25 protein-coding genes are annotated in these 24,531 nt (G+C 59.7%); 7 read left to right on the top strand and 18 right to left on the bottom strand.

The genetic code is table 11. The annotated features are described in order from the left end of the window. Positions 1 to 87: 87 nt before the first annotated feature. Entirely contained in the window at positions 88 to 381 is a 294-nt protein-coding gene (locus tag DH08_RS04220; RefSeq protein WP_192178049.1) for a GYD domain-containing protein, read from the top strand. A 650-nt stretch (positions 382 to 1,031) separates the two neighbouring features. Here the strand turns inward: DH08_RS04220 and DH08_RS04215 are convergent. The 3 genes from DH08_RS04215 to DH08_RS04205 form a co-directional block, all read right to left on the bottom strand. Then, positions 1,032 to 1,874, bottom strand: a complete 843-nt coding sequence (locus tag DH08_RS04215) for a PhzF family phenazine biosynthesis protein (protein ID WP_192178048.1) — start codon at positions 1,872 to 1,874, stop codon at positions 1,032 to 1,034. Positions 1,875 to 2,191: 317 nt separating this feature from the next. Then, a complete protein-coding gene (locus DH08_RS04210) occupies positions 2,192 to 2,764 on the bottom strand; it encodes a hypothetical protein (protein ID WP_192178047.1) in 573 nt (190 codons plus the stop codon). Further along, positions 2,761 to 3,063 carry a PadR family transcriptional regulator gene (locus DH08_RS04205; RefSeq protein ID WP_192178046.1) on the bottom strand — a complete coding sequence of 101 codons (303 nt, stop codon included), beginning with the start codon at positions 3,061 to 3,063 and terminating at the stop codon, positions 2,761 to 2,763. The genes DH08_RS04210 and DH08_RS04205 overlap by 4 nt, the downstream gene beginning before the upstream one ends. A gap of 218 nt (positions 3,064 to 3,281) precedes the next feature. Here DH08_RS04205 and DH08_RS04200 point away from each other — a divergent pair, with 218 nt between their 5' ends. The 3 genes from DH08_RS04200 (at position 3,282) to DH08_RS04190 (ending at position 4,175) form a co-directional block, all read left to right on the top strand. Next, the gene (locus DH08_RS04200) at positions 3,282 to 3,449 is read left to right on the top strand and encodes a hypothetical protein (RefSeq protein ID WP_192178045.1); all 168 of its coding nucleotides are present in this window, start codon (positions 3,282 to 3,284) and stop codon (positions 3,447 to 3,449) included. Further along, positions 3,442 to 3,669, top strand: a complete 228-nt coding sequence (locus DH08_RS04195; RefSeq protein ID WP_192178044.1) for a hypothetical protein — start codon at positions 3,442 to 3,444, stop codon at positions 3,667 to 3,669. Before DH08_RS04200 ends, DH08_RS04195 begins: the two co-directional genes overlap by 8 nt. A gap of 80 nt (positions 3,670 to 3,749) precedes the next feature. Further along, positions 3,750 to 4,175, top strand: coding sequence for a hypothetical protein (locus tag DH08_RS04190; protein WP_192178043.1), 426 nt, complete (start codon positions 3,750 to 3,752; stop codon positions 4,173 to 4,175). A gap of 13 nt (positions 4,176 to 4,188) precedes the next feature. On the opposite strand, the gene DH08_RS37070 is transcribed toward DH08_RS04190, so the two are convergent. Both DH08_RS37070 and DH08_RS37065 read right to left on the bottom strand, forming a co-directional pair. Next, positions 4,189 to 4,395 carry a hypothetical protein gene (locus tag DH08_RS37070; protein ID WP_345892344.1) on the bottom strand — a complete coding sequence of 69 codons (207 nt, stop codon included), beginning with the start codon at positions 4,393 to 4,395 and terminating at the stop codon, positions 4,189 to 4,191. An 11-nt stretch (positions 4,396 to 4,406) separates the two neighbouring features. Then, positions 4,407 to 4,649, bottom strand: a complete 243-nt coding sequence (locus DH08_RS37065) for a toll/interleukin-1 receptor domain-containing protein (protein ID WP_345892349.1) — start codon at positions 4,647 to 4,649, stop codon at positions 4,407 to 4,409. A 660-nt stretch (positions 4,650 to 5,309) separates the two neighbouring features. Between DH08_RS37065 and DH08_RS04180 the strand changes: the two genes are divergently transcribed. The 3 genes from DH08_RS04180 to DH08_RS04170 are packed head-to-tail and all read left to right on the top strand — an operon-like array spanning position 5,310 to position 6,765. Beyond that, positions 5,310 to 5,960: a hypothetical protein gene (locus DH08_RS04180; protein WP_192178042.1), complete on the top strand. Its 651-nt coding sequence runs from the start codon at positions 5,310 to 5,312 to the stop codon at positions 5,958 to 5,960. Continuing rightward, on the top strand, positions 5,957 to 6,235 hold the full coding sequence (locus tag DH08_RS04175) for a helix-turn-helix transcriptional regulator (RefSeq protein WP_210328531.1): 279 nt from the start codon (positions 5,957 to 5,959) through the stop codon (positions 6,233 to 6,235). The genes DH08_RS04180 and DH08_RS04175 overlap by 4 nt, the downstream gene beginning before the upstream one ends. Before the next feature lie 14 nt (positions 6,236 to 6,249). Continuing rightward, positions 6,250 to 6,765, top strand: a complete 516-nt coding sequence (locus DH08_RS04170) for a hypothetical protein (RefSeq protein WP_192178041.1) — start codon at positions 6,250 to 6,252, stop codon at positions 6,763 to 6,765. Between the two features lie 1,306 nt (positions 6,766 to 8,071). Here DH08_RS04170 and DH08_RS04165 read toward each other — a convergent pair. From DH08_RS04165 to DH08_RS04105, 13 genes are all read right to left on the bottom strand, one after another. Then, on the bottom strand, positions 8,072 to 9,928 hold the full coding sequence (locus tag DH08_RS04165; RefSeq protein ID WP_192178040.1) for a UvrD-helicase domain-containing protein: 1,857 nt from the start codon (positions 9,926 to 9,928) through the stop codon (positions 8,072 to 8,074). Positions 9,929 to 10,032: 104 nt separating this feature from the next. Then, on the bottom strand, positions 10,033 to 12,018 hold the full coding sequence (locus DH08_RS04160) for an AAA family ATPase (protein WP_192178039.1): 1,986 nt from the start codon (positions 12,016 to 12,018) through the stop codon (positions 10,033 to 10,035). Positions 12,019 to 12,176: 158 nt separating this feature from the next. Then, positions 12,177 to 13,916, bottom strand: coding sequence for a retron Ec67 family RNA-directed DNA polymerase/endonuclease (locus DH08_RS04155; protein ID WP_192178038.1), 1,740 nt, complete (start codon positions 13,914 to 13,916; stop codon positions 12,177 to 12,179). A 698-nt stretch (positions 13,917 to 14,614) separates the two neighbouring features. Next, the gene (panD, locus tag DH08_RS04150) at positions 14,615 to 15,067 is read right to left on the bottom strand and encodes an aspartate 1-decarboxylase (protein WP_192178037.1); all 453 of its coding nucleotides are present in this window, start codon (positions 15,065 to 15,067) and stop codon (positions 14,615 to 14,617) included. 105 nt (positions 15,068 to 15,172) lie between these two features. Further along, positions 15,173 to 16,156, bottom strand: a complete 984-nt coding sequence (locus tag DH08_RS04145) for a beta-ketoacyl-ACP synthase III (protein ID WP_192178036.1) — start codon at positions 16,154 to 16,156, stop codon at positions 15,173 to 15,175. Further along, the gene (locus DH08_RS04140) at positions 16,153 to 17,418 is read right to left on the bottom strand and encodes an adenosylmethionine--8-amino-7-oxononanoate transaminase (protein ID WP_192178035.1); all 1,266 of its coding nucleotides are present in this window, start codon (positions 17,416 to 17,418) and stop codon (positions 16,153 to 16,155) included. The genes DH08_RS04145 and DH08_RS04140 overlap by 4 nt, the downstream gene beginning before the upstream one ends. After that, positions 17,418 to 18,053 carry a dethiobiotin synthase gene (bioD, locus tag DH08_RS04135; RefSeq protein WP_192178034.1) on the bottom strand — a complete coding sequence of 212 codons (636 nt, stop codon included), beginning with the start codon at positions 18,051 to 18,053 and terminating at the stop codon, positions 17,418 to 17,420. Before bioD ends, DH08_RS04140 begins: the two co-directional genes overlap by 1 nt. Next, complete coding sequence (locus DH08_RS04130; RefSeq protein WP_192178033.1) at positions 18,050 to 19,189, bottom strand: 8-amino-7-oxononanoate synthase; 1,140 nt, start codon at positions 19,187 to 19,189, stop codon at positions 18,050 to 18,052. The genes bioD and DH08_RS04130 overlap by 4 nt, the downstream gene beginning before the upstream one ends. Next, the gene (gene bioB / locus DH08_RS04125) at positions 19,186 to 20,160 is read right to left on the bottom strand and encodes a biotin synthase BioB (protein WP_192178032.1); all 975 of its coding nucleotides are present in this window, start codon (positions 20,158 to 20,160) and stop codon (positions 19,186 to 19,188) included. The genes DH08_RS04130 and bioB overlap by 4 nt, the downstream gene beginning before the upstream one ends. A gap of 123 nt (positions 20,161 to 20,283) precedes the next feature. After that, positions 20,284 to 21,138, bottom strand: a complete 855-nt coding sequence (nadC, locus tag DH08_RS04120) for a carboxylating nicotinate-nucleotide diphosphorylase (RefSeq protein WP_192178031.1) — start codon at positions 21,136 to 21,138, stop codon at positions 20,284 to 20,286. After that, entirely contained in the window at positions 21,138 to 22,679 is a 1,542-nt protein-coding gene (locus DH08_RS04115) for an L-aspartate oxidase (protein WP_192178030.1), read from the bottom strand. Before DH08_RS04115 ends, nadC begins: the two co-directional genes overlap by 1 nt. Continuing rightward, a complete protein-coding gene (gene nadA / locus DH08_RS04110; protein WP_192178029.1) occupies positions 22,676 to 23,638 on the bottom strand; it encodes a quinolinate synthase NadA in 963 nt (320 codons plus the stop codon). The genes DH08_RS04115 and nadA overlap by 4 nt, the downstream gene beginning before the upstream one ends. 123 nt (positions 23,639 to 23,761) lie before the next feature. After that, on the bottom strand, positions 23,762 to 24,531 hold a 770-nt coding region (locus DH08_RS04105), incomplete at its 5' end, for an NAD(P)(+) transhydrogenase (Re/Si-specific) subunit beta (protein ID WP_192178028.1).

The raw sequence follows: 24,531 nt of genomic DNA, 5'->3' as shown, positions 1-24,531 counted from the left end.
CGCCCGCCCGGCTCGTGCTATCGTATTTCTGGGAGACGGCGGACGCGCCGTGAGCGCCCGTACGCTCCTCAATTGTGGGAGGAACCAATGGCTTACTACGTATTGCTGTCGAATTTCACAGATCAAGGTATCAAGAGCATCAAGGACACGCAGAAGCGTGCCGAGGCTTTCAAGGCGATGGCCAGCAAGAGCGGCGTCAAGGTTCACACGCTGTTGTGGACGCTTGGTCAGTATGACGTCGTGGCGATTGCAGAAGCCGACGACGAGATTGCCGCGACCGCCCTGGCCTTATCGATCGCATCGATGGGTAACATCAGAACCCAGACATTGAGGGCTTTCGACACGGCAGATATGGCCAAGATCCTGGCAAAGATGGCCTGACCGCCACTGTGCTGCCCTGCGCAGACGATTGAAGCCGGCCGCTGAGCCGAATGCGGCAGGCTTGTCTGTTTTCCCTCAAGCAAAAACCCCGGCGCGTGGCCGGGGTTTTTGGGACCTCGCGAAGGCGCAGGCATTGCAGCTAATCCTGTCTTGGCCTGCGAGAGCGGCGGCCGAAATGACGAATATGTGATTGTCTCGTTCACCCGGCATTCAGCCCGTCCGATGGTATTTTCGTCGTGGGGGTGACCCATGGAGACCACAGTCATGCTCACCAAACACATCCTGCCCCTCGCATTGGCGGCCGGCACTTTGATGCTGTCCGCCGCCGGCTCGCAGGCCATGCCGATGGCAAGGCCCACTGCCGCCCCGCTCCCCATAGAAACTGTCGGCTGGAGATGCGGCCCCCGCTGGCACCACATCGTAGATCTTTCGCATCGAGTGCGTGGCTCGCGCGCCCGCGTGAGTGTCCGAGTTGTCCGAGATGCTGGCCCTCTCGCGCGCGCGTGAGTGTTCGGAGTGTTCGGGATGCTCTAACCCGTTCCCCGGCGGAACGGGCGACATTCAGGCCGGCTGGGCATCGTCGTGACCTGACCCACAACGGTCATCGGCCTGTCATGGCGCAGGGTCCGTCAGCCCCTCAGAAGGGCTCACTACAAGCTGAGTGTACCTTCAATCAGGAAGCAAGTCTGACCGCCGATCCAAACGGTTTCTGCTGCGCTGTCATAACGGATCGACACCCTCCCGCTGCGACCAATGCACGTGCCTTGTGCCACTGTGATAGGCCGTTGCCATTCGCCGGAGCCATATTTCCATCTGGCGATAGCAGCATTCAAAGAACCCGTAATCGGGTCTTCGCTCATTCCGCTCGATGCTCCCAGCATGCGGACCTCGTAGTCGCATTCGGAGCCGGCTGCGTGCGCTCCGATTAAACCGACGCCAAGGAATTGGGGATATCGTATCTTCGCGGAATCCACCGCCAATACATCGGCGGCGGTTGCAAGTTCAATCACCTGCCAGACCGGTCCATTGGATAGTTGCGCTGTGCGCAATATGCGGTCGGGCGTGAGGCCAAGGGCGGACATAATTGCTTTGAGCTTATCATCCGGGAGAGGCACGACGGTCGTCTTGGGGGCAGCGAAAGCAGGAATGGGGCCGCTTAAGTCGATGTCGACGATCCCAACACCGCATTCCTGCTTGACCACGCCTTGAATCTTCGGTCTTCCGCCTGAACGGAGCCATGCCGCGCAGCTTCCGAGCGTCGGATGCCCAGCGAAGAGCATTTCCCGCGCAGGCGTAAAGATGCGCACCTTGTAATCCGCTTCGGTGGCGGTCGGCGACATAAGAAAAGTTGTCTCAGCGAGATTCGTCCAGGCGGCGAAGCCCTGCATTGCCTCATCTGAAAGGCCCTCCCCATCAATGACGACGGCGAGCCCATTTCCTTTAGTAGGTACAGACGTGAATACGTCGCATTGAACAAATCGTCGACTGATCATGTCGGTGGCTTCCTACGAGTGATCCGCTGCCGGACAGCATGGTTCTTAGCCAATTGTACCGGCGTGGTCCATTTCCGAATCTGGCGCAACGGCGACTTCCGGCGTGGTTCACCGGCACGGTCTGCTCTCAGGCGGTGGCCAAGCTAACCTCAACGGCCGACATGCTGCGCAACGCCGTGACACAGCGACACCCAAGCACATATGTCGACATTCTGTGGCGCGTGCGCAACAGGACCTTAGATTGTAAGGGCCAGCGCAGCAGTCCGCCGGCCGAGCGCCGATTTAGGACACGATCGGGGACACATCGGCCTTGCCCGTCAGCTGATCTTCGAGAGATCGAACACCTTTTTTGCTGCTGACGTTCCGAGCCAGAGAGCGGCCGTTGCGAGCAGCGTCACGTACAGGCAAACGTGCAGCCAGCGCGCGCGCCACACTCTGCGCTCCGAGAGCTCGAGGTAATATTCCTCGCGAAAATCCTCGACCGCCTGCGCGAAGATGCGCTCATAGGCCTTCTTGGGCACTAGGAACCTGATCACCGCGAGGACGCCAGAAGCGGGAGCGGAAACGATGGTTCGTCTGGTCCTTCGGCCGAGGCGGATGCAGAAACTCAGAATATCATGGGTGAGCAGTACGGGCCCGAACCCGACATAGAGCAAAAGCCGGACCGACCGCCACTTAATTTGCGGCAGGCCATGCTTCACGTCGTCAATCTGAATAAGCAACTGCCGGACGAACACTGCTGCCCCGTGTTTCCCAGTGGGGAGCATGTGGCCCAGGCGAGCAACGCGGTCAGCCTTCGTCGGCCGCCGTGATGGCGGCCCTGCCAGGAAATTCTCGACTACCGTACTGCCGCGGTCGACTGCTCGAAAAAAGGAGGCAAGCGCTCTCATTGGGCGATGGCCTCCCAGGAACTGTAGGCAGCAGCCGCAGCCTGTGCGGCAGCCAACGCGCGTTGCCCAAGGCCTGAGATATTGTAGATCCGTCGAGGCAGGCCGCTCTCATGCGGGGCGCGCTCGGCTTCCCGAGAGTTGACGTAGCCCTTATCGGTCATCCGCTCGAGCGTTACGTAGACGGTGCCCCGCTTCAACATCGAAGACTCCTTGACCAGTTCCAGCCCGTACATCTCTTTTGCGCGCAGCAGGCTCAGAATTTCAAATTCCACGCGCGAGATTCGCGGCATGTCTTTCATTTGCATCGCTCCAAAGCGTCCGTAAGACTGGCTTTTACAGTTTGTAAGACTGGACGTCAAGCCTCTGCCAGGCATCGTCACCGCATTGGTGACAGAAAGTATTATGTAACCACAATGGTGACAAAATAACCATTTTTACCAATTTCATCAGTGAACATTGCGACATATATTGAACTTGTTGGGTGAGATAAGTAACGCCAACAAATGAGGTAAGCGTCGTGAAAAGAAAAAACAGTCTTTCGAAAATCGCACGCGATCCGATCGTCGCTGCGTTCCTGGGGCGCGGCGAACGCGACCAAGGCACCCAGCCGGCGATTCCCGCCCCACGCCGGCCGGTGCTGACCGACGGTGCCGCGGAGAAGGTCAAGGAGCAGGCCGATGCGTGAACAGGACGAAGTCGCCATCGTCGATGCGATGGCCGAGCTCAGCCACCTTGAAAATCGCACCAGCCGCGACGAGGCGGTGCGCCTCGCCATAGCCCAGATGTGTGCCGGAGCTCTGTTCATCGAGGCGGTGGCCGGCAGGCGGAAAGCGGACCAGGTCGTGTTCGCGCTCTGGCGGGCTCAGGTGCCAGCCGATCGCGTTCCGCAGCGTTTCAAGCGCTGACCGGCGGCGTCCATGTTACCCTACCACGGAGAGAGCGGTGCTCGGTTGCCACGGCGGCCGGGCACTACCGAGGCGCGCCTATGAAGATCGCCACGTCGAGTTTTTTCACCAAGCTGCCGCCGGAGTTCGCGCTGATATCGATCACGCGCTGGGCGCCGCATCGCCTTCGAGAGATCCCCACGCTGCGCGAGCTCACCCCAGGCGACTGGTTCAAGAGCGTCGACGTCGACGAGTATCGCCAGCGCTACCTAGAGCAGCTCGCCAAGCTCGATCCACCTGAAACCGTCCGCAGGATCCAGGATCTTGCGGGCGGCCGTCCGGCGGCGCTGCTCTGCTGGGAGCGGCCTCGGGATGGCGTTTTCTGCCACCGCGGCTATGTCAGTGCTTGGCTTTTCGACCAGGTCGGTCTCCAGGTTCCCGAGTACGGCCTCCACGGTTGCGGCCATCAGCATCCGAAACTGCCTGGCGCGGAGCGCCAGCTGCCGGAACAGCCCTCGCTGCTGTGACTTCCAGCCGAACCTAGGGGGCGACCAGCTCGGCGAGCTTGGCCGCGACGTCTGCCATCGGATTTTCCGCAGTGCTCAGACCGCTACGCGAGGCGAGCATGGGACTGACATCGCGCAGAGCTTCGTAGGTCGTGTTATGTACGATGGGAACGAGCAGATCGCGCGCCAACAGCGTCGAAAGCTCCTTGTCGGCAATGCCCCCGCTTTGGATGCGGTCCAAAAACGCAGGGGTCACCAGTACGATTCGACTCGCGTCTTCGCTAGTCCCTTGTCAATTTCACGCAGCAGTGGAGAGCCCAGAATAACGTCCTTCTCGCTAAACCAGACTGTAACGCTTAGCGACACTAGCAGATCGTGCAGTTGCTTGGCGGCTCCCTGCCGGTCGTCCCACGCGTGGCAAAGAAATACATCTAGACGGTCAGGCAGGGGCGGTCGCTTTTCAACGGTCTCGCGGATCGGCGTGAGTGCCCGCACCTCGGCAGGCGTGTACGCCACGGACGAACCGGCTCGCGACCATCTCGGCCTTACACTGCTGCCGGACCCGCCGCCGCTGCTCCGGCCGATCCCGCTGCTCCCCGACGAGGAGTAGGACGGGGACGGGGACGGGTACGACTCGTAGCTGCTGTAGCGGCGGCCATAGCTGCCACCGCATCGGGGGCAGTCCGCTCGAGCGCGCTGTGCGGTGGCCTCTTACTGGTGCTGCTGTGCATCCTGACATCTAATCGTGTCCCGAAATGTGTCCTGATCGCAATTATGAGGCCGCGTCTGAGCCCGCTTTGACCCGCAACCCTTTGGAAAGATTGGTGCCGCGGGCACCAAATAGAGACCATTGGAAATTGAATTTCATACAATATTTTAAGGAACGGAAAGGAAATACCCCCACAAATGCCCCCACGATAAAATGATGGGTTGGAACGCAAAACGTGCTGCCGAGGCCGGCAGAATCAAATGCCAGTGACGCCGACTGGTCGGCTGCAACAGATCCGCTACAAATTGTCCACTAACGTCCAACGATTCGCCGCGAGTGACCAGAATGGATCGAAAAATCCGGCAAAGTGCCGGACCTGCCTTCAGCGTCGCATTCTAGCTTCGTAAATTCAGAAAGAACGGTCGTATAGTTAAAAAGAGATTTCGATGAGCCTTCTGTCACAGTTCGCCGATAGGTTAGAGATAAAACACTTTCACGATAAGTTATATACAGAGCTTCATAAAATATATGGAGAAAGTATCCCATTTGAAATCGCAGTATTTATGTCAGTGGATCGCCTGGGTCGCATACCTGAATATGAAAAACGGCACTTTCACGTGATCGTAGGAATTGTCGAGGCGGAACGCTTCAAGCCAAAGCACCTCGGTCCAGGCGAATGGGATAAAGCATCGATCGAAAAGATGATTGAGCTTTCGGAGCGGTCGTATGACATTTTTCAAGCGGTGAGGTTCATTGCCCAGATCAAAACAAATCTTGTGTCGTCGCCGCGCCTCAGCGCTTGGCACTCCCGATTGGTTGCCGGACTTCTCTTCGAGCCGCCGAAAAATAGCGGACAATCGCGCTATAAAAACTTGGTTAGAGACACATTCATGGTCGGCGAAATCAAGCGCTTGGCACAGGTGGGGTTCAAACCCACCCGGAACAAGGCCACGGAACCGGCCGAGTCAGCGTGTGATGCGATAGCAGTAGCCTGGGGAAGATTGGGCAACAGCATTACTTATGACGGAGTTGCCAACGTGTGGAACTGCCGGGACCAAATACCGGAAATCAGATCTTGGGACGCGCTGTTCGCTTGAACTTAACAATCTGCCGCGAACAAAAAGTTCGAACGGCGCAGCAAGATCGGTCAGGTTCGGCTTGTCACAAAGACAACCCGAAAGGTCTTGAAATGTCTGAGAACTACCTCCGCCTTCCCCACGTGAAGGCCATCACCGGTCTGTCACGCTCAACGATCTATGCGATGATGGAAGCTGGAACTTTTCCGCGCTCGTACAAACTGGGCAAACGCAGCGTTGGTTGGCGCAAGACGGAAATTGACGAGCACAATTCCCGTCTCCCGCGCAACGTCTAGCCACGGGGCATTGAATGAGTGCCCGAGACTTCAGTAAGATTTCCCCGGCAATTTGGAGGTCGCGTCGGTTTCTTGGCTTAGAGACCGATGCGAAACTTCAGTTCATTTACTACGCGACAAATGAGCATGTGAACTCATCGGGCGTCTACCGTCTCACGGACGGTTATGCGGTCGATGACCTCGGCTTCCAGTTGGACAAGTATCATCAGAACCGTGCCATACTAATCAGGGCGGGGATGATCGACTTTGACTATGAGCACAGCTTCCTGATGGTCGAAGGCTGGTTCAAGCATAATCCGCCAATGAACGGCAGCCACAGCGCCGGGACGCTTCGGCTTATTGAAAAGGTCAAAAGCGAAAGGTTGCGGGAAAAGGTGGCCTCGTTTTTCGCAGAGGCCGACACCCTGAGGCTCGCGCGGGAAGCCAAGAAGAAGGCTGATCGCGACCTCAAGATAGCTCGAGAGCGCATCGAATTTCCGGATGCAGGATCCCATCTACAACGAAGCCTGGAAAGGACGGCCAGACGCTAAGGCCGATCACTGACCGACGCCAAGTCGTGCACCGTGCGGGCACCGTGTCCACACGGTGTTCTGGCTGAAATTTTCGGTGCGAGACGGTGTGGACATACCAAGACCAAAACCAAAACCTGAGACCGCTAGGTCTCTGGACGAGCTTCAACAAAACGAGCTGCGAAATTGTCTGTTGAGATAGGGATGGTCATCACAACGTCCGCATCGATTCAGAGAGCCAATGATAACTGCCGCGATGCGCATGTGGTCGAAGGTAGTCGATATCCACTAGGTGCGGATCCGTCGGGGGGCCAAAATTGCGTTCCGCTAGACGTTTGCGGACGTCACCATTGCTTCCCGGATGTCCATTCTCATCTCATTGAAAGTCAACAAAATCTGCGCTGCGATAAGATACATAGAAATATGCGGAATTCCGGAGCATCGGACCCAACTGGCGCCCTTCGGATGTGTTTCGCGGGCGAGCAATTTGTTGACAAATGTTGACTTGAAAATCGGACTATTTTTCTGGTTGCTCACTGCTGGCGAAGTGGCTGTTTTCCACAATCTTTCGTGCCCGAAGATGACCAAACTCCGCTCCGGAAAGCGCCCCGTCTCGTCCGACCTTCGGCGGAGAATTTCCACGTCCAAGGTGCCGGGGATTTGTGCCCGAGTTTCGCCGGAGATTTATTTTCCACTCCAAGATCAGCTACTATGCCGGCGGCGTCACCGTGAACGTTCTGAGACCGTTCGCGCGCCGAGGGACCTGGCGCCGAGCGGGCTATTCCCGCGGCGGTCGCAGATGCTTGAACGCCCTGAGAGCGAAATCGCCCGTTGATTTTTGCCGAAGCGTTTCAAGCTCAGATGGGGTCAACATCTGTGATGCAGCGGCGGTATCCAGCTTCCTATCTACCAAAGCCTTCCCATTCAACGTTGATTCTTTATCGGACGACATAGCCATACACCTCCAGATAGAAGCTGCTTAACGGCCGGTGCGGCACATGGCAACTTCGTCTGCCCTTAGCCTTCTAGGCCCACTGTCCTTCATCGGCAGTCGTGCACCTATGTCTGAACTTAACCCGAGGTGACTTCCGACATTCGATTTTTAACGACCACTTTGCGCCAGAAGCGGTCCTTGCCGAGCAGATATTCTGCTGTCGCCTTGGGGCCGAAAGCTGCCGGTCGGCTTTCAGACGAAAGGACGTTAAAGCCGGCCTAAATACAGAGTTTCCCGGATCGGAGAAGCAGCCCTAACCTGTTTCGACATTCCAATTCCCACAACGATCCGCAGCCGTGGTGGTGTCGACGTCCCTGTTCTGCTGCCTCTGGTCTAATGTGGCGGACACTCTAAAAGTACCCACCCACGCCCCTTTAGGACAAGTCGATCAGACTCCGTCAGGGCGTCACTCCTCAGGGCTAGACAAAGCAAATGTGAGGGCCGGCTCATCGCGACGTAATGAAGCCTTAGACCTCTTTGTAAAAGAACGCCCTGCTTCGCTCCCCCCGATGAAATCCCCAGGAGCCAAGGCTTTAGTGTGCTCAGGTAGTGGTGCCGGTAGTAAGATTCCAGCACGAGCGTCGACGTGTGAGTCTCCCCTTTTACCGAGTGGATCGAGCCAAGTCTGACGGATACTTGTGGCTCGTTCGCAGGATATTGGTACACGTTGGACGAAGCGGAGATTGAAACCTCGGACACTTTGCCTGCAGCGACGACCCAGGAAAGAAAAGCTTTGGCCTCAGGAGTGGCGATGGACGCGCCGCGGAGTTTTCCGGCAACTGCCTCGATTGCCCTGGCCAACTTGGTGTTCCACAGCTCAGGCGTGATGCTTCCCGCCTTCCTGACAAAAAAGTCCAATAGCCGCTTGTAGTTAAACGATGCCTTCTCATCCGTGGTGATCGACAGAATAACTTGGTGCGGATTTTTGACCCTCTCAGATGTTCCTTCGTAGTCTTCAAGACGAAGAAGCTCGAGCATGGCGTGGGCGACGGCGTTCACGAGCGGGGCTGTGCGACGAAGCCGGTCGCTTTCACGCCACCCGGCCATGACGTACTGGCTGAAAGATTCAGGAGCTGGTTCGCGGTGGACGATGTCAGGATTATAGGCAGGAACATAGTGGCCCATCCAACGAGGAATCTTGTCGTCCTCCCCCTCTTTATGGACGCCGGCGACTGCGGTGAACTCGCCAGACCGAAGCTCATTGGCAGAAAAAACTTCGACCAGATACTTGCAGTACCGGGGCAGAACTGACTGTACGGATGCGTCATCGAAGAGGAAAATCGCTGGGGGTCGCGGATTATTCGGTCCGAGACCCACCAGCCCCTGTGGCGTGACGGCGAATGGATCGGCGAGGCCGGCTATGACGGTTCCAAAACGGAAACTGTTGGGAAGATCGACGCGGACGATCTTTGGCCCGGGAAACCTGTCCGTTTCCGCGCCGTTGGTGACGCCGCTGCGCTGGTAGATAGCCTGATTGGAGTCCCCAAAGCGTTGCCGCACCGACGGGTTATCGCCGTCCATAAAAACTTGGCTCAACAGCGACGACTGTTCTTCGTCATTGTCCTGAACCTCATCCATAAACACCAAAGGAAACCGATGACGCATATCGTGGGCCAAGTCAGGGCGTTCCGCGATTAGCTTCCGAGCCCATACGAACAGCTCATCGTAGCAGAAATAGCCCTCCTCAGAACTCGATTTGCAGATTTCCTGAATGAGCTTGAATGTTTCCGTATGGGGCTTCCATCGCGACCGCATTTTATCACCGCTAAAATCTTCTTCGTCATAGCGGAGGAAGGACCGGCCATCACCGTTGTTTTGCTGATTCAGATAAAGCTTTTTCTTGTAGGGGGCCTTCTTCCAGCGATGTTCGATTGCGACTTCACTGTCGATGACCTTGATCGGATTGCCCTTGGACCGGAGATAGGGCAACGCCAGGAATTCGTTAGCGAAGCCATGAATTGTGCCTACGAAGTGTGGATACCCCATGAGCATGGCGCCTTCGGCGCAAGAACTCAGGCCGCGCGCTATCTCGTCTCTGGCGGCGTTGGTGTGTGACAACACGCACATACCGGAGCGCAGGGAGGGCCACCGCCGGGCCAGAATTGCCAGCTTTGCGACGAGCAGTGTCGTCTTGCCGCTACCTGGGCAGGCTTCAACGTCAATGGTATCCATTCGCTGGATTACCGTCATGCGTGGATCTTTGCCGTCGGGGCCCGAAAAAGCCGTAGGCGGCAGCCCCATGACTCGGCACACCCAGTCGACATCGCCTTCTGTGACCGTTGGAAGGACAAACATCAGGGAATGACTGGTAGCGGTTCGGTGACGTGTTCGATGGCGTCGACCAGATATTTGGGTAGTGCTTGCCGCAATTCCGCGACGGTGAGTTGGCCGGTCTCGACCGCCTCAGATAGTAGGGAAGCCAGATACTGCGCAGATATCGCCTTGGAAACCCCGTCCTTCATGAAACGGGCGTAGACCTCTGAAGCCAGTTCCTCGATGGCTTTTCCGGCGATTGCAAGCGCAGCGAACTCCGCCTTTGCAAATGCGATTTCAGCGTCACGCTTTTCGGGAGACTTCAGCAATGTGTCATCGTTGTCAGTCAGGTGAGCGGCGAGCCAGACGAATTCCCCCAGGCCGCTGAATGCGAGGTCATATTCAAGGGTCCATTCGTTCGCGACGAACGTTTTGATCTTCTGACCGCTTACCCGCGCCTCAATATCCGCCCGCCGACCTGCAAGCTCGGTCCCGGGAAAATCCTGCTTTGCTCTCCACTTTCGCTTTGAGCCCTTAAGCGGCGGAAACGCCTCGCCAATTTTCAGCGCACCGACGATCCACGGGGCGCAATCCGGCATGACGTCCATGTCAGTGACGCAGCTTACCGGGATACCGATCTCGCCATCGGCCTTTGGATTTTCACGCTGGAGGATACGGGCAAAGCGCCCAAGCCCGGTGCCCTTCACGTCAATGATCGAGACACCGTACTTCTCAAGATTTCTGCCTAGGAGTTGGGCAAGTGTGGGTATGAGGATGTCTTCGGCGGGCCCTTCGACCACAACCACGCCGCGGGCAAAAAAGAGGTTGGCTTTGGTGACGTCGAGATAGCGCTCCAGGAACGGGTAATCCGATGCGGTCAGGCTGGTCTTGCCTTTGGCGAGCGGAAATGCCTTGCGATCCTTGATCAACACCATGTTGTCCAGCTTAATCTCCGATGCGAGATTCGGACTGTGGGTGGTGACGATGACCTGGATTTTCTGACCGTCAGCCTTCGTCTTGCCGACGTGGCTTTGCAGGAAGTCCATGAGCCTGAGCTGCCGCTGCGGATGCAGGTGGGCTTCCGGTTCCTCGATCATCAGGAGCGGAAATCCTTCTTCTTCTCCGGCCAGCAGTAGAAGTTCACAGGCCATGAAAAGCAGATTGTTGGAACCAAGACCGCGGCCCAGAAGACCATCTGTGATACCCGGCGCGTTGAGGATGACGTCCAGCTTTTCGAGTATCTGCCGCAGGCGGGCATCGTCGTCGCCGTTGCCGCTTACGGCGATATGCGCGGTCAGCTCGTCGTTTGCGAACGAGAGCGGGGAAAGATAATCGTCATTCAGGCGTTCCCTCGTCTTCCTGATACCTTCATTGCTCTGAAAATGGTGGTTCGTGTAATCGAGAAGACCGACGAGACTAAGAGAGGCTGGGTCAAGACCGGCGAGCGCGGCGCTGTCGAAGGCGACCCCATGCGACTTGATTTCCTTCGTATTCTGAAGGATCTGGGCCAGACGGGAGCCCCTGCCCGCAGACAGGGCGCGTTCCGCATCGCGCAGGGGACGTAAATAGGTTGCAGTAAGGAGCGCGCGAGCCTTACTATCAAGGACCGGCCCTTCTCCGCCGTCACCTGACCGCCACTCGGTGGGAATGAGCCGACGGGTGCCTGCGTGCATGCGCTTGGCGGTCCACGTTACATGAAGAACCGTCCCTCCGGTGGGCATGTAACTGAGATACTCCGCGAACGCGCCCCGATCGGCGGAAGTCAGACCATCGAATGTGCAGCAGATGCTGATGTTCTCGACCTGCGCTTTCGCAGCGATATCGAAGTGGAAATCATTGGGCTGAACGCGCAGGTATTCTTGGTCACGGGTCCCCAAAACCATCCGTATGGCGTCAATGATTGCAGTTTTTCCAGAGTCGTTTTCACCCACAAGAGCGGTGATGCCTCTGTTGAGTTCAAGGACAAAAGCATTTTCACCTTCACCGAACTGGCGAAAATTACTAATCTCCAACTTGGACAGATACACCGAATCGCTCTCCCACTAACGGAGAGACGCTGACATCTGGCATACAACTGTCAAGCTGGAATGTCTTTCCAGCGGGCAAGTTCCCAGTGGAGGGTCCGCCTGCCTCTTGGATGCACCGAGCCAACGACAAAAATTGAGATTGTACGGTGGATAGCCAGCTACGGCGTAGTCTTAATCCGCGTTGCATAGTCAGCCTTAACAGCTGCAATCCGCTCCAAAAGTGGCTTAAATCTCTTGAAGTCTATATTTGCCTTGTTTTTCTTAATAACTTTTTTTGCAAAATCGCTCTTGAAGTAGTGAGTTTTGTTATTTTTTTTGCCGGTAACGTCGAACGTTTTGCCGTCAAGAGTCTTCTTGAGAACTTTGTCCGAGAACAGGCGCTCAATATACGTATCTTTGCTGCCAATTTTTGGAATAGCGACGACGTAAAGGTTGGCGTAGATGTAATAGAATGGAGCAGAGCCGTCCACAGGCGCCGCGGATTTGATTATATTCTTTATATGACTAAACATACCCTTTGATTCCTGGTCATTGTCAACGACGATAACCAGGGGATACTTCCCGCCATGTTTGAAGTCCTTTATCCTTTCGCGATACTCTCCCAGGAAACTGGTCAGCTCGGTCACGCCGCCGGCTAGCTTTTGTAGCTTCCATGTCAGACTGTCCTTTGTGTCTTTCACATCGCTTCGATTGAAAAAACGAACGGCGGGCTCGATCACGCCGCCGCTTGACTCGATCAGCGTGGGGAAGCTAGCCGCAAGGTTCTCGATGGCGCACTTGATGTAGATATTATCTGTCTTGCCCTCACAAAGGAGGACAGGTTTGTCGGTGCCCCAGAATGAAAGATAGTCCAGGAGTTTGGCATAGATGCGTGCGTAACCGGGTAGAGGTGCGCTTGGATCAAACTCGGCGCCATCTGACTGCCGGACCTCTTCGCACTCCTTAATGTGATAAACAAAATTCATTATTCCCCGAACTTGCTCCGGAGTTTTCGCCAGTTTCAGCTTACCGTCCTTCTGGAAAGCCGCTCCTTTTGTCCACAGTTGGTGGCACATCGCGCGCGCCGTCCGGGAGTATTCAGCGCGGACGTTCACCTTCTCATTGACAACAAGCCCAGTGACGTCCTGACGGGAAATGCGATACTGCATGCGGGTTTTCTTTGGATTGATCTCAAAGCCGCTTTGTTTGATGATGCTCTTGACTTTTTTCCCAATTTTCCAAACGTCATCTTCGTCCTGCGACCTCTTGGCGATGGCGCCCGGAAACCCTTTTTCATTCGTCGAAAAGGTCAAGTCATCAGCGTAGCGGGTGTATGTGCAGTTCAGGGACGCGGCCAGTTCGTGCAGCCGTATGTCGAGGATATGCGCGACGATGTTGGATATCACTGGCGAAGACGGGCTGCCCTGCGGTAGCTGGTTCTCGTAGCAGGCGATCTGGGCAATCAGTGTGGCGACTGTCTTGCTGACCCCGTATCGGGAGTTTTTCAGAAAGAAGCCGTAGACGCGCCCGAAATTGATGCTTGGGAAGAAGTCGGCAAGGTCTATATTGAACACCCAGCGCCGACCTCTGTGCGCTCTCGCGTTCGTTGCGATGGAGAGATTTGGTTTGAATCCATGCGAAAGGACGTGCTCATTCGTGGTGAGCTCGCCTTCGAGTGACATCTCAATTTCTTTAAGCTTGTTGGCCAGCCGCCGTTGAATGCGTTTCAGGTGGGGAACAGGCGCACAAATCTCCCGTTTGCCCCCGCTCTTTTTTGCAATTTCGAACTTTGTGTATTTGCTGACCTCAGGGATGCCGTGGATGGCATGCCCCAGCGCCTTCGGCGTTACCCCGAGAAAGGCGGCGAAACCGTGCAGATTCTGGATAGCCTGGAGTGTTTTGAGGGTAGAACCTGTCACTGATACCCCAGAAGGAAGGCGGCTTGCGGACACTCCTAGGCACGAAGAGACATCGATAAATTGTAGAAACCGCAGGTGGGCAATCCACCCCAGCAACTTTTCCACCTATCACGAAACATGATAGAAGAATCTGTCCGCAAGCCTTTCGGTAAGCTGGACGAAATCTTTAAGCAATTCAAGCTGTAAAAGTCAGAGGTTGCCTACGACTGCTAGCGAGGGTCTGTCCAACGTATCCCACGATCATGCTTAAATTTCCTCCGAGCCCTTCAACAACGAGGCCGCCTGCATCAAGCAGTCGTCGCCCGGCGGTCTTTGGCATGTTCGTGCACTGTGTCCGTTTTTGGGAAGTGGCAAGACCTCTCATCATGGCCGACTTGAGGCGCAAAGCGGTCATGGGGCTTTCTCCTGGGAGAATCCGCTTTGGGTCAATACCACCGCCCTTATCATCGCCCGGCGCCTCCTGGCCGTTGCAGGCGACATATTAGGTAGCCGCCGCCATGGATGTCGTCGGCGTGCACCGGCTTGCCGTGCCCGAAGGAGTCCGATGTGCGCACGGCTTATCAACGACCTCGCGCCGCACAGGTCCGTCGTGCGTTATTCGGACCGCACCACTCGCCCACCCAGGGCGCATTCGGGCCGCGGCGGTGATCGACGGCCGATCAAACCGGGCAGAAAGCTCGCGCATGAGTCGGGAACAGTCACGCCCCGGATACCAGGACAGGAATGGCCAAAGCCGCATTCGCCTCGTCAAGGATGGAAAAACTGTATCGGCCACATGCGTCGAGATCGACCGAGTAGGTCAGGCGGTCACGTATGTGGTTGTCCTGGTCGAAAGTGACGATCCGCGGCTTCAGCGAAGTGATCTTCGCTTCATCCAGGTAGATGGAATTGCAGACAATGACCTGATCGCCGGGCTGGCAGGTGCGGGCGGCCGCACCATTGAGGATGCAGCATCGTGAGCCGCGCTCGCCGAGAATGACATAGGTCGAAATCCGCGCACCGGAATTCTTGTTCCATATCTCCACGAATTCCATGGGCAGGATCCCGGCTGCTTCGCAGTGGGCAGGGTCGAGCGTAATCGAACCATGGTAGTTGAGATTTGCTTCGGTGACGTGGATGCCGTGCAGCTTGCCGGCGACTATTTTTCGCATTGGTCCCGTGGTCCTATTGCCATTCATGACCAGTCCCAGTCCCAGTCCCAGTCCCAGTCCCAGTCCCAGTCCCAGTCCCAGTCCCAGCCGCTGCCGGTCGCTGGGCTAAATCCCGACGACGAGGGCTCCGCCGCTGAGACCCGCACCCGCCGCCGCCAGTAGAATTTTTTCGCCCGGCCGCAACGGCTCCGTTCGATGGGTGAGCGAGAGCGAGAGCGGGATCGTCGCAGCTGAAGAGTTGCCGTAGTCGACGATTGTCTTGACGATCGCTTCATCCGCGATGCCAAGGTTTCTCCCAACGGCATCGAAAATGCGCGCGTTGGCCTGGTGCGGCACGAACCGATCGATATCCTGCGAGCGTATTCGGGCAGCAGTGAGCGCGTCCTGCGAGCAGGCAGTCATCATCTCCACGGCCTTGGCGAACACTTCACGGCCGTCGGTGATCGTCATCCGGGTCTGCGCGAGGTCGAGGTCGCGATGGAACGGGGTGTTGCTTCCTCCGGCGGGAATCTGGATCAATCCGTAGCGTGAGCCGTCGGAATCCACCGAAGCGCCGAGTACGCCCCGATCCGGGTCCTCGCACGGACCGATCACCACGGCGCCGGCGGCATCGGCAAACAGCACGGCGCTGGCGCGCTCGGCGGGATTGATGCGGCGGCTAAGGATGTTGGCGGCAATGACGAGGCTCGCCTTGCCGTGCAGCCGGGTGAAGCCATCGGCGAACATCAGCGCATAGATGAAGCCGGCGCAGGCGCCGGTGAGATCGATCGCGCCGGCCCGGCCGAGCCCCAGCTGATGTGCGACCAGCGGCGCACTGGGTGGCAAAAGGTGATCGGGGGTCGAGGTCGCAAGCAACAGGAGGCCGATGTCGCTCCGGTCGATGCCGGCATTCGCCAGCGCCATGTCGCCGGCAGAGGCGGCAAGGCCCGACAGCGTGTCTTCGTCCGTTGCCCAGAAGCGTGACCGTATCCCGGTCCGCCGCTCGATCCAGCCGGGCTCGAGCCCGTGACGATCTTCGATTTCCGGGTTCTCGACCTTGCGCGACGGCGCATGATGACCAAACCCGAGAAGGCGCGACGATGCGCTCATTGTTTCGAACCGAAGCGTTCGCCGGCCTCCTCGATGGCGTCATGGAGACCGTTCAACTCGTCGCCAGTGATGCAATAGGGCGGCAGAAGGTAGAGGACATTGCCGAGCGGACGCACCAGCAGGCCGCGCTCGAGGAAGAACGCGCGCAGTTTTGGCCCGATCTCGGCCAGATAGCCTGCGGAATCGGTGCGCAGATCGAGCGCTGCGATTGTTCCCGTCGCGCGGCAGTCGGTAAAATATGGATTGTCGCGAAAGCGTTGAAGTCCGGCGGCCTGCTTCGCGCTCAAGGCCGCGATCCGCTCGGTCACCGGCTCGTCACGCCAGATCTCGACATTGGCGAGTGCTGCCGCGCAGGCAATCGGATTGGCGGTGTAGGAGCTCGAATGAAAGAAGGTCTTCCTACGGTCCGTCGAATAGTGAGCCTGGAAGATGGCATCGGTGGCAAGCGTGGCGGCCAGCGGGATAGCGCCGCCGGTCAGGCCCTTCGAGGTGCACAGGATGTCTGGAGAGACGGACGCCTGCTCGCAGGCGAACATGGTTCCGGTGCGCCCCCAGCCGGTCATCACCTCGTCGGCGATCAGCAGCGTGCTGGAGGCCTCGGCGATCTTCTTCAATTCGGCAAGAACCCAGGCCGGATACATCAGCATGCCGCCGGCGCCGAGCACCAGCGGCTCGACGATCAGCGCGGCAGCGCGTCTGTCACGGCTCACAGCCTCGAAACGATCCAGCGTTTCCTGCTCGCGCCCGGCGAGCGGGAAGGGGATGGTGTCGACCTCGAACAGCAAAGGCTCGTAGGCGGCGTTGAACACGCCGCGGGCACCGACGCTCATCGTGCCGATCGTGTCGCCATGATAGCTGTGCTCCATGACGGCGATGCGCGAGCGCGGCGCGCCGATATTGCGGAAATAGCCGAGCGCCATCTTCAGTGCGACTTCAACGCAGGTCGAGCCACTGTCGGAATAGAACACCCGGTCGAGCCCGGGCGGAGCAAGGTCGACAAGCGCCTTGGCCAGGCGTTCGGCCGGCTCGTGGGTGAAGCCCGCGAAGATGATCTGGTCGAGGCTCGCCGCAGTCGTCTCGATGGCCTTCATGATGCGGGGATGGCGGTGGCCATGGGTGACGACCCACCAGGAGGAAATGGCGTCCAGGATGCGAGAGCCATTGGCCTTGTGGAGATAGGCTCCCTCCGTCAGGACGATTTCAGGGATCGCTGGTTCGAGCGCGTGCTGGGTGAAGGGATGCCAGACTCGAGACTGCGACATCAGCCACCTCCGGCAATCAGGGCAAGGTCGAAGCCGGCAACCATCGCATCTCTCAGCGTTTCACCCGTCAGCGGATCGAGTTGCGGCAGCCTGCCGAGCTGGCGCACGCCGCTGAATTCCACGATTGTCCTTTGCGTATCGGCCACCTCGTCGCCAATGAAGGCGAGGCCAATGAGCGGAATTGAGCGGGCCCGCAGGGCCTCGATCGACAGCAGGGTGTGGTTGATCGTGCCGAGCGCGGTGCGAGCGCACAGGATGACCGGCAGCTGCCATTGCGCGAATATGTCGATGAACTTTGTCTGCCGGTTGAGCGGCACCATCAGGCCGCCGGCGCCTTCGATGACGAGCGGACCCGGCAAGACTGGAAGCGAGAGCCTTGCCACGTCTATCGCAACGCCATCGAGTTCGGCCGAACGATGCGGCGACAGCGGCTCGTTCAAGCGGTAGACTTCCGGCAGCACGCGCCCCGGCGGTAGGCCGGCAAGCCGCTCAACGACCTCGCTGTCGGTCTCGCCATCGAGGCCCGACTGCACCGGCTTCCAATAGAAGCCGTCGAGGAGGCCGGCGAGCCCGGCTGAAAACACCGTCTTGCCGATGCCGGTGTCCGTTCCGGTGATGACGATGCGCTTGGTCATGCCGTGCCCAACACGTCGACGAGGGCCTCGACCATGGCCGAAATGTCGGCGTCGTCGACGTTGAGCGTCAGCGAAATGCGCAGGCGCGATGTGCCCTCGGGCACCGTCGGCGGACGGATGCCGCGAATATCGAAGCCGCGCGCCTGCAGCGCCGCCGCCACCGTCATGGTGCGCCTGTTATCGCCGATGACGAAGGGCTGGATCTGCGAGCCGCTGGGCGTAACGCCGCAGCGCTCGGCCAATTGCCGACCGGCGAAGGCAACGCGCTCCTGCAACTGGACACGGCGATGGGGCTCGTCGGACAACATTGTGATCGCTTCGCGCGCCGCGACTGCCATCAATGGCGATGGCGCAGTAGCGTAGATGAATGGCCGGCAGCGGTTGACGAGATAGTCGCACACCGTTCGTGGAGCGGTGACCAGCGCGCCCGATGCGCCGAGCGCCTTGCCGCATGTGTGAAGCGCGACAATGTTGTCGCGACCCTCGAAAGCAGCTGCAAGCCCGCGGCCGTCCGGTCCCCAGACACCGGTGGCATGCGCCTCGTCGACGACAACGAATGCCTCGTGCCGATCGGCAAGCGCCACGAGGCTCTCCATCGGCGCGCGGTCGCCATCCATGCTGTAGAGGCTTTCGACCGCAATCCAGACGCGTCCCGTGCCGCCTTCCGCGCGCCAGCGCGTGATCGCATCCTCGACGGCATTCATGTCGTTGTGCGCGGCCAGCACGAACTGGGCGCGTCCGGCCTGTGCCCCCTCATGCATGCTGGCATGAGCAAGCTCGTCGAGGACCAGCAGGTCGCCCTTCTGCGGCAGCGCGGTCAGCAGAGCGAAGTTGGCGATGTAGCCGCTGCCGAAGAACAGCGCGCGGTCGGCTCCAAAGAACACTGCCGCGTCTGCCTCCAGGGCCTCGTGTTCCGGCGTGTTGCCGCGCAACAGCCGCGATCCGGTGGCGCCAACCGGCGTGCCCCGCGCAATCGCCGCCTCAACCGCGTCGCCAAGCCTTTTGGAGGCGGCGAGCCCGAGATAATCATTCGACGAGAAGTCAAGGCCGGCGCGCGGCGACAGCGTCCGCAACCGGTCCTTGCGCGCCAGCCCCTGCAAGGTCGCGTCATAGCGGGCAAGCGGTGCCCCGTTCATTGCGCCTCGAGTTCCATCGGCTCGATGCCGAGACGCCGGAACAGCAGGCTATCCTTGTCCTCGCCCGGATTGTCCGCCGTCAGCAGAGTATCGCCGACGAAGATCGAGTTGGCGCCGGCAAAGAAGCACAGCGCCTGCATCTCGTCGGTCATGGCGGTGCGGCCGGCCGAAAGTCGGACATGTGATTTCGGCATCATGATGCGCGCCAGCGCAATCACGCGCACGAACTCGATCGGCTCGATCGGCCTGGCTTCGGCAAGCGGGGTGCCGTCGATCGGGATCAGCATGTTGATCGGAACGCTTTCGGGATGCTCCGGCAGGTTGGCCAGCGTCACCAGCATGTCGATCCGGTCCGCCGGTTCTTCGCCCATGCCGACAATGCCGCCGCAGCAGACCTTGATGCCGCTGTCGCGGACATTGGCCAGCGTATCCAGCCGGTCGGCAAACGTCCGGGTCGAGATGATCTCTGAGTAATAGCGCTCTGAGGTGTCGATGTTGTGGTTGTAGTAGTCGAGGCCTGCCTGCTTCAGACGAGCGGCCTGCTCGAGATCGAGCATGCCGAGGGTCATGCAGGTCTCCATGCCCAGCGCCTTGACGCCTTCGACCATCGCCACCACCGCATCCATGTCGCGCGCCTTGGGGTTTCGCCAGGCCGCCCCCATGCAATAGCGGGTGGCGCCAGCGTCCCGTGCCTTGGTCGCCTCGGCAATGACGCGCCGGACATCCATCAGCTTCGACGCCTTCAGGCCGGTTTCGTGATGCGCCGACTGGCTGCAATAGCCGCAATCCTCCGGACATCCGCCGGTCTTGATGCTGAGAAGCCGGCTGAGCTGGACCTTGTTGGGGTCGAAATTCTGGCGGTGAACGGTTTGCGCCTGAAACAGCAGGTCGTTGAAGGGCGCATCATGGAGCGCCCGAGCCTCTTCCAGAGTCCACGTCCGGCCGCCGTCGAAGGATTGAGCCTCAGGCATGGTCTTTTCCGAAATCGCTGTTTGCATTTCCATCCTGTTCCTTGCGTTGTGCGACACAGGCGCCTTTGAAATGGCGGACACGGTCGTAAGAAGCTGGGTAGGCTAGATGGTCAGCCTCGACGGTCAAGGCTCACGGTAGTCGAGGCCGATATCGAGGACCGGCGCGCTGTGAGTCAACCAGCCGATGGAAATCAGATCGATACCGGTTGCGGCAACGGCTGGCGCAATCGCGGCGGTGATCCTACCCGACGCCTCGGTTGTGGCCCGGCCGGCAACCAGTACCACTGCCTGGCGAAGCTCGTCGACCGACATATTGTCGAGCAGCACGGCGTCGGGAGCGAGCGCCAGAACCTCTTCCAGCTGGGCCAGCGTATCGACCTCGACTTCGATCTTGACGAGATGGCCGGCGCTGCTTCGCGCGCGCTCGATGGCAGGGCGAATTCCGCCGGCGATGGCGATGTGGTTATCCTTGATCAGGATCGCGTCGTCGAGGCCGAAGCGGTGGTTGGAGCCGCCACCGGCGCGCACGGCATATTTTTCGACTGCCCGCAACCCAGGCGTCGTCTTGCGCGTGCAGACGACCTTTGCTTTGTGCCCGCGGACCGCCGAGACGACCGATGCCGTCGCCGTGGCAATGCCGCTCAGATGGCAGAGAAAATTGAGCGCCGTCCGTTCCGCCGTGAGTATCGCCCGGGCTGGACCGCTTACCTCTGCAATGATGTCTCCGGGCGCCACTTCGCTGCCGTCCGCACGATGCACCTCGATATCAACGTTCTGATCGATGAGTCGGAAGGCGAGCGTCGCCAGATCGAGCCCGGCGACAGTTCCGGCCTGCCGCGCCGTCAGCACGGTTGTGGCCCGACGGTCCTTCGGCACGATGGCGTCCGAGGTCAGGTCGCCGGCCCTGCCGAGGTCTTCGAGCAGAGCTGCACGCACAAGGGGCTCGAGCATGATTGCGGGAAGTGGTGAGAGGTTCATCACGCGACGCTTTCCAGCATTGGGGAGGATGCGAATTCCCGCGCTGCAGCAATGGCCGATTCGAGCGCAATCTGGGAACGGCGGGCGACGGCGGCATGGAGGGGGAAGTCCGTCCGATGGTGGGCTCCACGGCTTTCCTGTCGCCGCAAGGCGGCAACCGCGATCATCAGCCCCACAGCGGCGGGATCCGATGCCGCATCCTTGCGCTCGGCGAGCGGCAACAAGGCGCGTGCGGCTGCTTTCAATGGCTCACCGTCCCGCAAGACGCCGAGCGCGCGCGATAGAAGAGGGCGCACGGTTGTCGGGTCGGGTGAAGGGCAGTCGCTTGCAATCGCCGGCTTTGTTCGGCGGGCAGGGGTTCCCGTCAGGCTTTCCGCAACCCAGCGCGCGCAGACGACGGCCTCGGTCAAGGAGTTGCTGGCAAGCCGGTTGGCGCCGTGCAGCCCGGTCGAGGCGACCTCTCCGCAAGCCCAAAGTCCCGGAACCGACGTGCGCCCGCCCAGATCCACGGCGACGCCACCCATGTGGTAGTGCTGCGCCGGCCGAATGGGAATGAGGTCACGCGCCGGATCGATGCCGACCTTGCTGCAGGCTGAAGCGATCGTTGGAAAATGCTGCGCGAATGCCGCGCCCGGCCTTTCGCGCACGTCGAGGAAGACGCGATGGCCGTCCGCGAGATGCTTCCAGACAGCGCGCGCGACGATGTCGCGCGGTGCGAGTTCCGCGCCGCGCACGCCGTCGAGGAAGCGCCGCCCTGTCTCGTCGACGAGCGCCGCACCTTCGCCGCGAACCGCCTCGCTGATGAGCGGCATTGGACGGCGGGGCCCGTCAAGGGCTGTCGGGTGGAACTGGATGAACTCCAGGTCGGCAAGCACGGCACCAGCGCGCGCTGCGAGCGCCAGGCCCTGTCCGCAACTGCCCATCGGGTTGGTTGAGTCGAGAAACAACCCGCCAATCCCGCCAGTGGCGAGAACGACCCGTCCCGTGGCGAGGAACGCTGGACCCGTCGAACAACTCGCCAGCACGCCGGTGACCCTGCCATCCTCCACGAGCAGCCGGCGTGCTTCGACGCCCTCGATGACCTCTATTGTCGGCGTGGAGCGCACTGCGGCGACCAGGGCGCGCATGACCTCCCGTCCGCTACCGTCACCCCCGGCATGAACGATGCGCCGCCGGCTGTGCGCGGCCTCCAGCCCGAGACGAAGAACGCCTGCCGGTGTCCGATCGAAGCGAACCCCAAGGCGTGCCAGATCCTCGATCGCGGCGGGCGCGCCGTATAAGATGTGCCTTGCCGCTTGCGCATCGCAAAGACCGTCGCCTGCTGCGAGCGTGTCGGCAAGATGGAGCGCCGGGTCATCATCCTCACCCAGGCTGGCCGCAAGCCCGCCTTGCGCCCACGCGCTGGACGCGTCCGCGCCAAGCGGAGGTCTCGACAGGAGAAGCACCGGCTCGGGCGCCAGGTGCAGCGCGGTCGTCAGACCGGCTATGCCGCCGCCGATGATGACCGGCCGGCCGGCGAGATCGCGGATGTCCACGCTCATACTGCCAGCATCCGCTCGACGGCCAGCCGCGCGCGCCCGGCGATCTCCGGCTCGATGGTGACGATATGGCGGTTCTGCTCGAGTGCCGTACGGATATTGGCGAGCGTTATCCGCTTCATATGCGGGCACAAATTGCAGGGCCGTATGAACTCGACCTCGGGATGCTCGACTGCGACATTGTCGCTCATCGAGCACTCCGTCATCAACGCGACGCGGGGCGGTTTCTGCCTTCCGACATAATCGGACATGGCAGCGGTCGAGCCGGAAAAATCGGCTACGGCTACCACTTCGGGCGGACATTCGGGATGCGCGAGCACCGTCACGCCCGGATGACTGTCGCGCAACTCTCTGATGTCGGCCGGCGTGAAGCGCTCATGCACCTCGCAATGCCCTTTCCAGGCGATGATCTGCACGTCGGTCTGGGCGGCGATGTTCTGGGCGAGATACTCGTCCGGCAGCATGATGACCCAGGGAACGCCTAGTGACTCCACCACGGCTTTCGCATTGCCGGATGTACAGCAGATGTCGGACTCGGCTTTCACTTCGGCCGAGGTGTTGACATAGGTGACGACCGGCACGCCCGGATAGCGTTGCCGCAGCAGCCGGATGTCCTCGACGGTAATCGAGTCCGCCAGCGAACAGCCTGCGCGCAAATCGGGAATGAGCACGGTCCTTTGCGGATTGAGCAGCTTCGTCGTTTCGGCCATGAAATGCACGCCGGCCAGCACGATGACATCGGCTTCGACCGACATCGCCTTGCGGGCAAGCGCCAGGCTGTCGCCGACGATGTCGGCAACACAGTGGAAGATCTCCGGCGTCTGGTAGTTGTGCGCCAGGATGACGGCGTTTCGCTGCTGTTTCAGATCGAGAATGGCCTCGATATCATCGGTGAATGCCGGCCATTCGATGGACGGAATGACCCGCCGTACGCGGTCGTAGAGCGCGGCGCTTGCTGTCATTTTTGTCGTCTCCTACAGGTGCTCATTGCCTAGTCAATGACGCGGCTGCCGCGCTGAGGCCGAGCGAGAGAATCGGGTGCCAACTGGTTTTGTTACCCACGATTTTCGGTAAAAGCGGACGGATCAGTGATCCATGGCCTTGACGATCTCTTCCGTCATCTTCTTGGCGTCGCCGAGCAGCATCATAGTGCCGTCCTTGTAGAACAGCGTGTTGTCGATGCCGGCATAGCCGGAGCCGAGCGAGCGCTTGACGAACAGGCAGGTGCGGGCCTTGTCGACGTCGAGGATCGGCATGCCGTAGATCGGGCTGCTCTTGTCATCACGCGCGGACGGGTTGGTGACGTCGTTGGCGCCGATGACATAGGCGACGTCGGCCTGTGCGAATTCCGAGTTGATGTCCTCGAGCTCGAACACCTCGTCGTAAGGCACGTTGGCCTCGGCCAAGAGCACGTTCATGTGGCCGGGCATGCGGCCGGCGACCGGGTGGATCGCATACTTGACGTCGACGCCATTGGCCTTGAGCTTGTCGGCCATTTCGCGCAACGCATGCTGCGCCTGGGCGACCGCCATGCCGTAGCCGGGCACGATGATGACCTTCTGCGCGTTCATCATCAGATAGGCGGCATCGTCGGCCGAGCCCTGCTTGACCGTACGCTCGATGCCGTCGTCGGCCGCTGCTGCCGTCTCGCCGCCGAAGCCGCCGAGGATGACCGAGATGAACGAGCGGTTCATGCCCTTGCACATGATGTAGGACAGGATCGCACCGGACGAGCCGACCAGCGCGCCGGTGATGATCAGCGCCAAATTGCCGAGCGTGAAACCGAGTGCCGCCGCCGCCCAGCCGGAATAGGAGTTCAGCATCGACACGACGACCGGCATGTCGGCGCCGCCGA

The organism is Mesorhizobium amorphae (genome assembly GCF_014843845.1).
Classification (GTDB): domain Bacteria; phylum Pseudomonadota; class Alphaproteobacteria; order Rhizobiales; family Rhizobiaceae; genus Mesorhizobium; species Mesorhizobium amorphae_A.
This window is presented reverse-complemented; position numbering and strand designations above follow the sequence as displayed.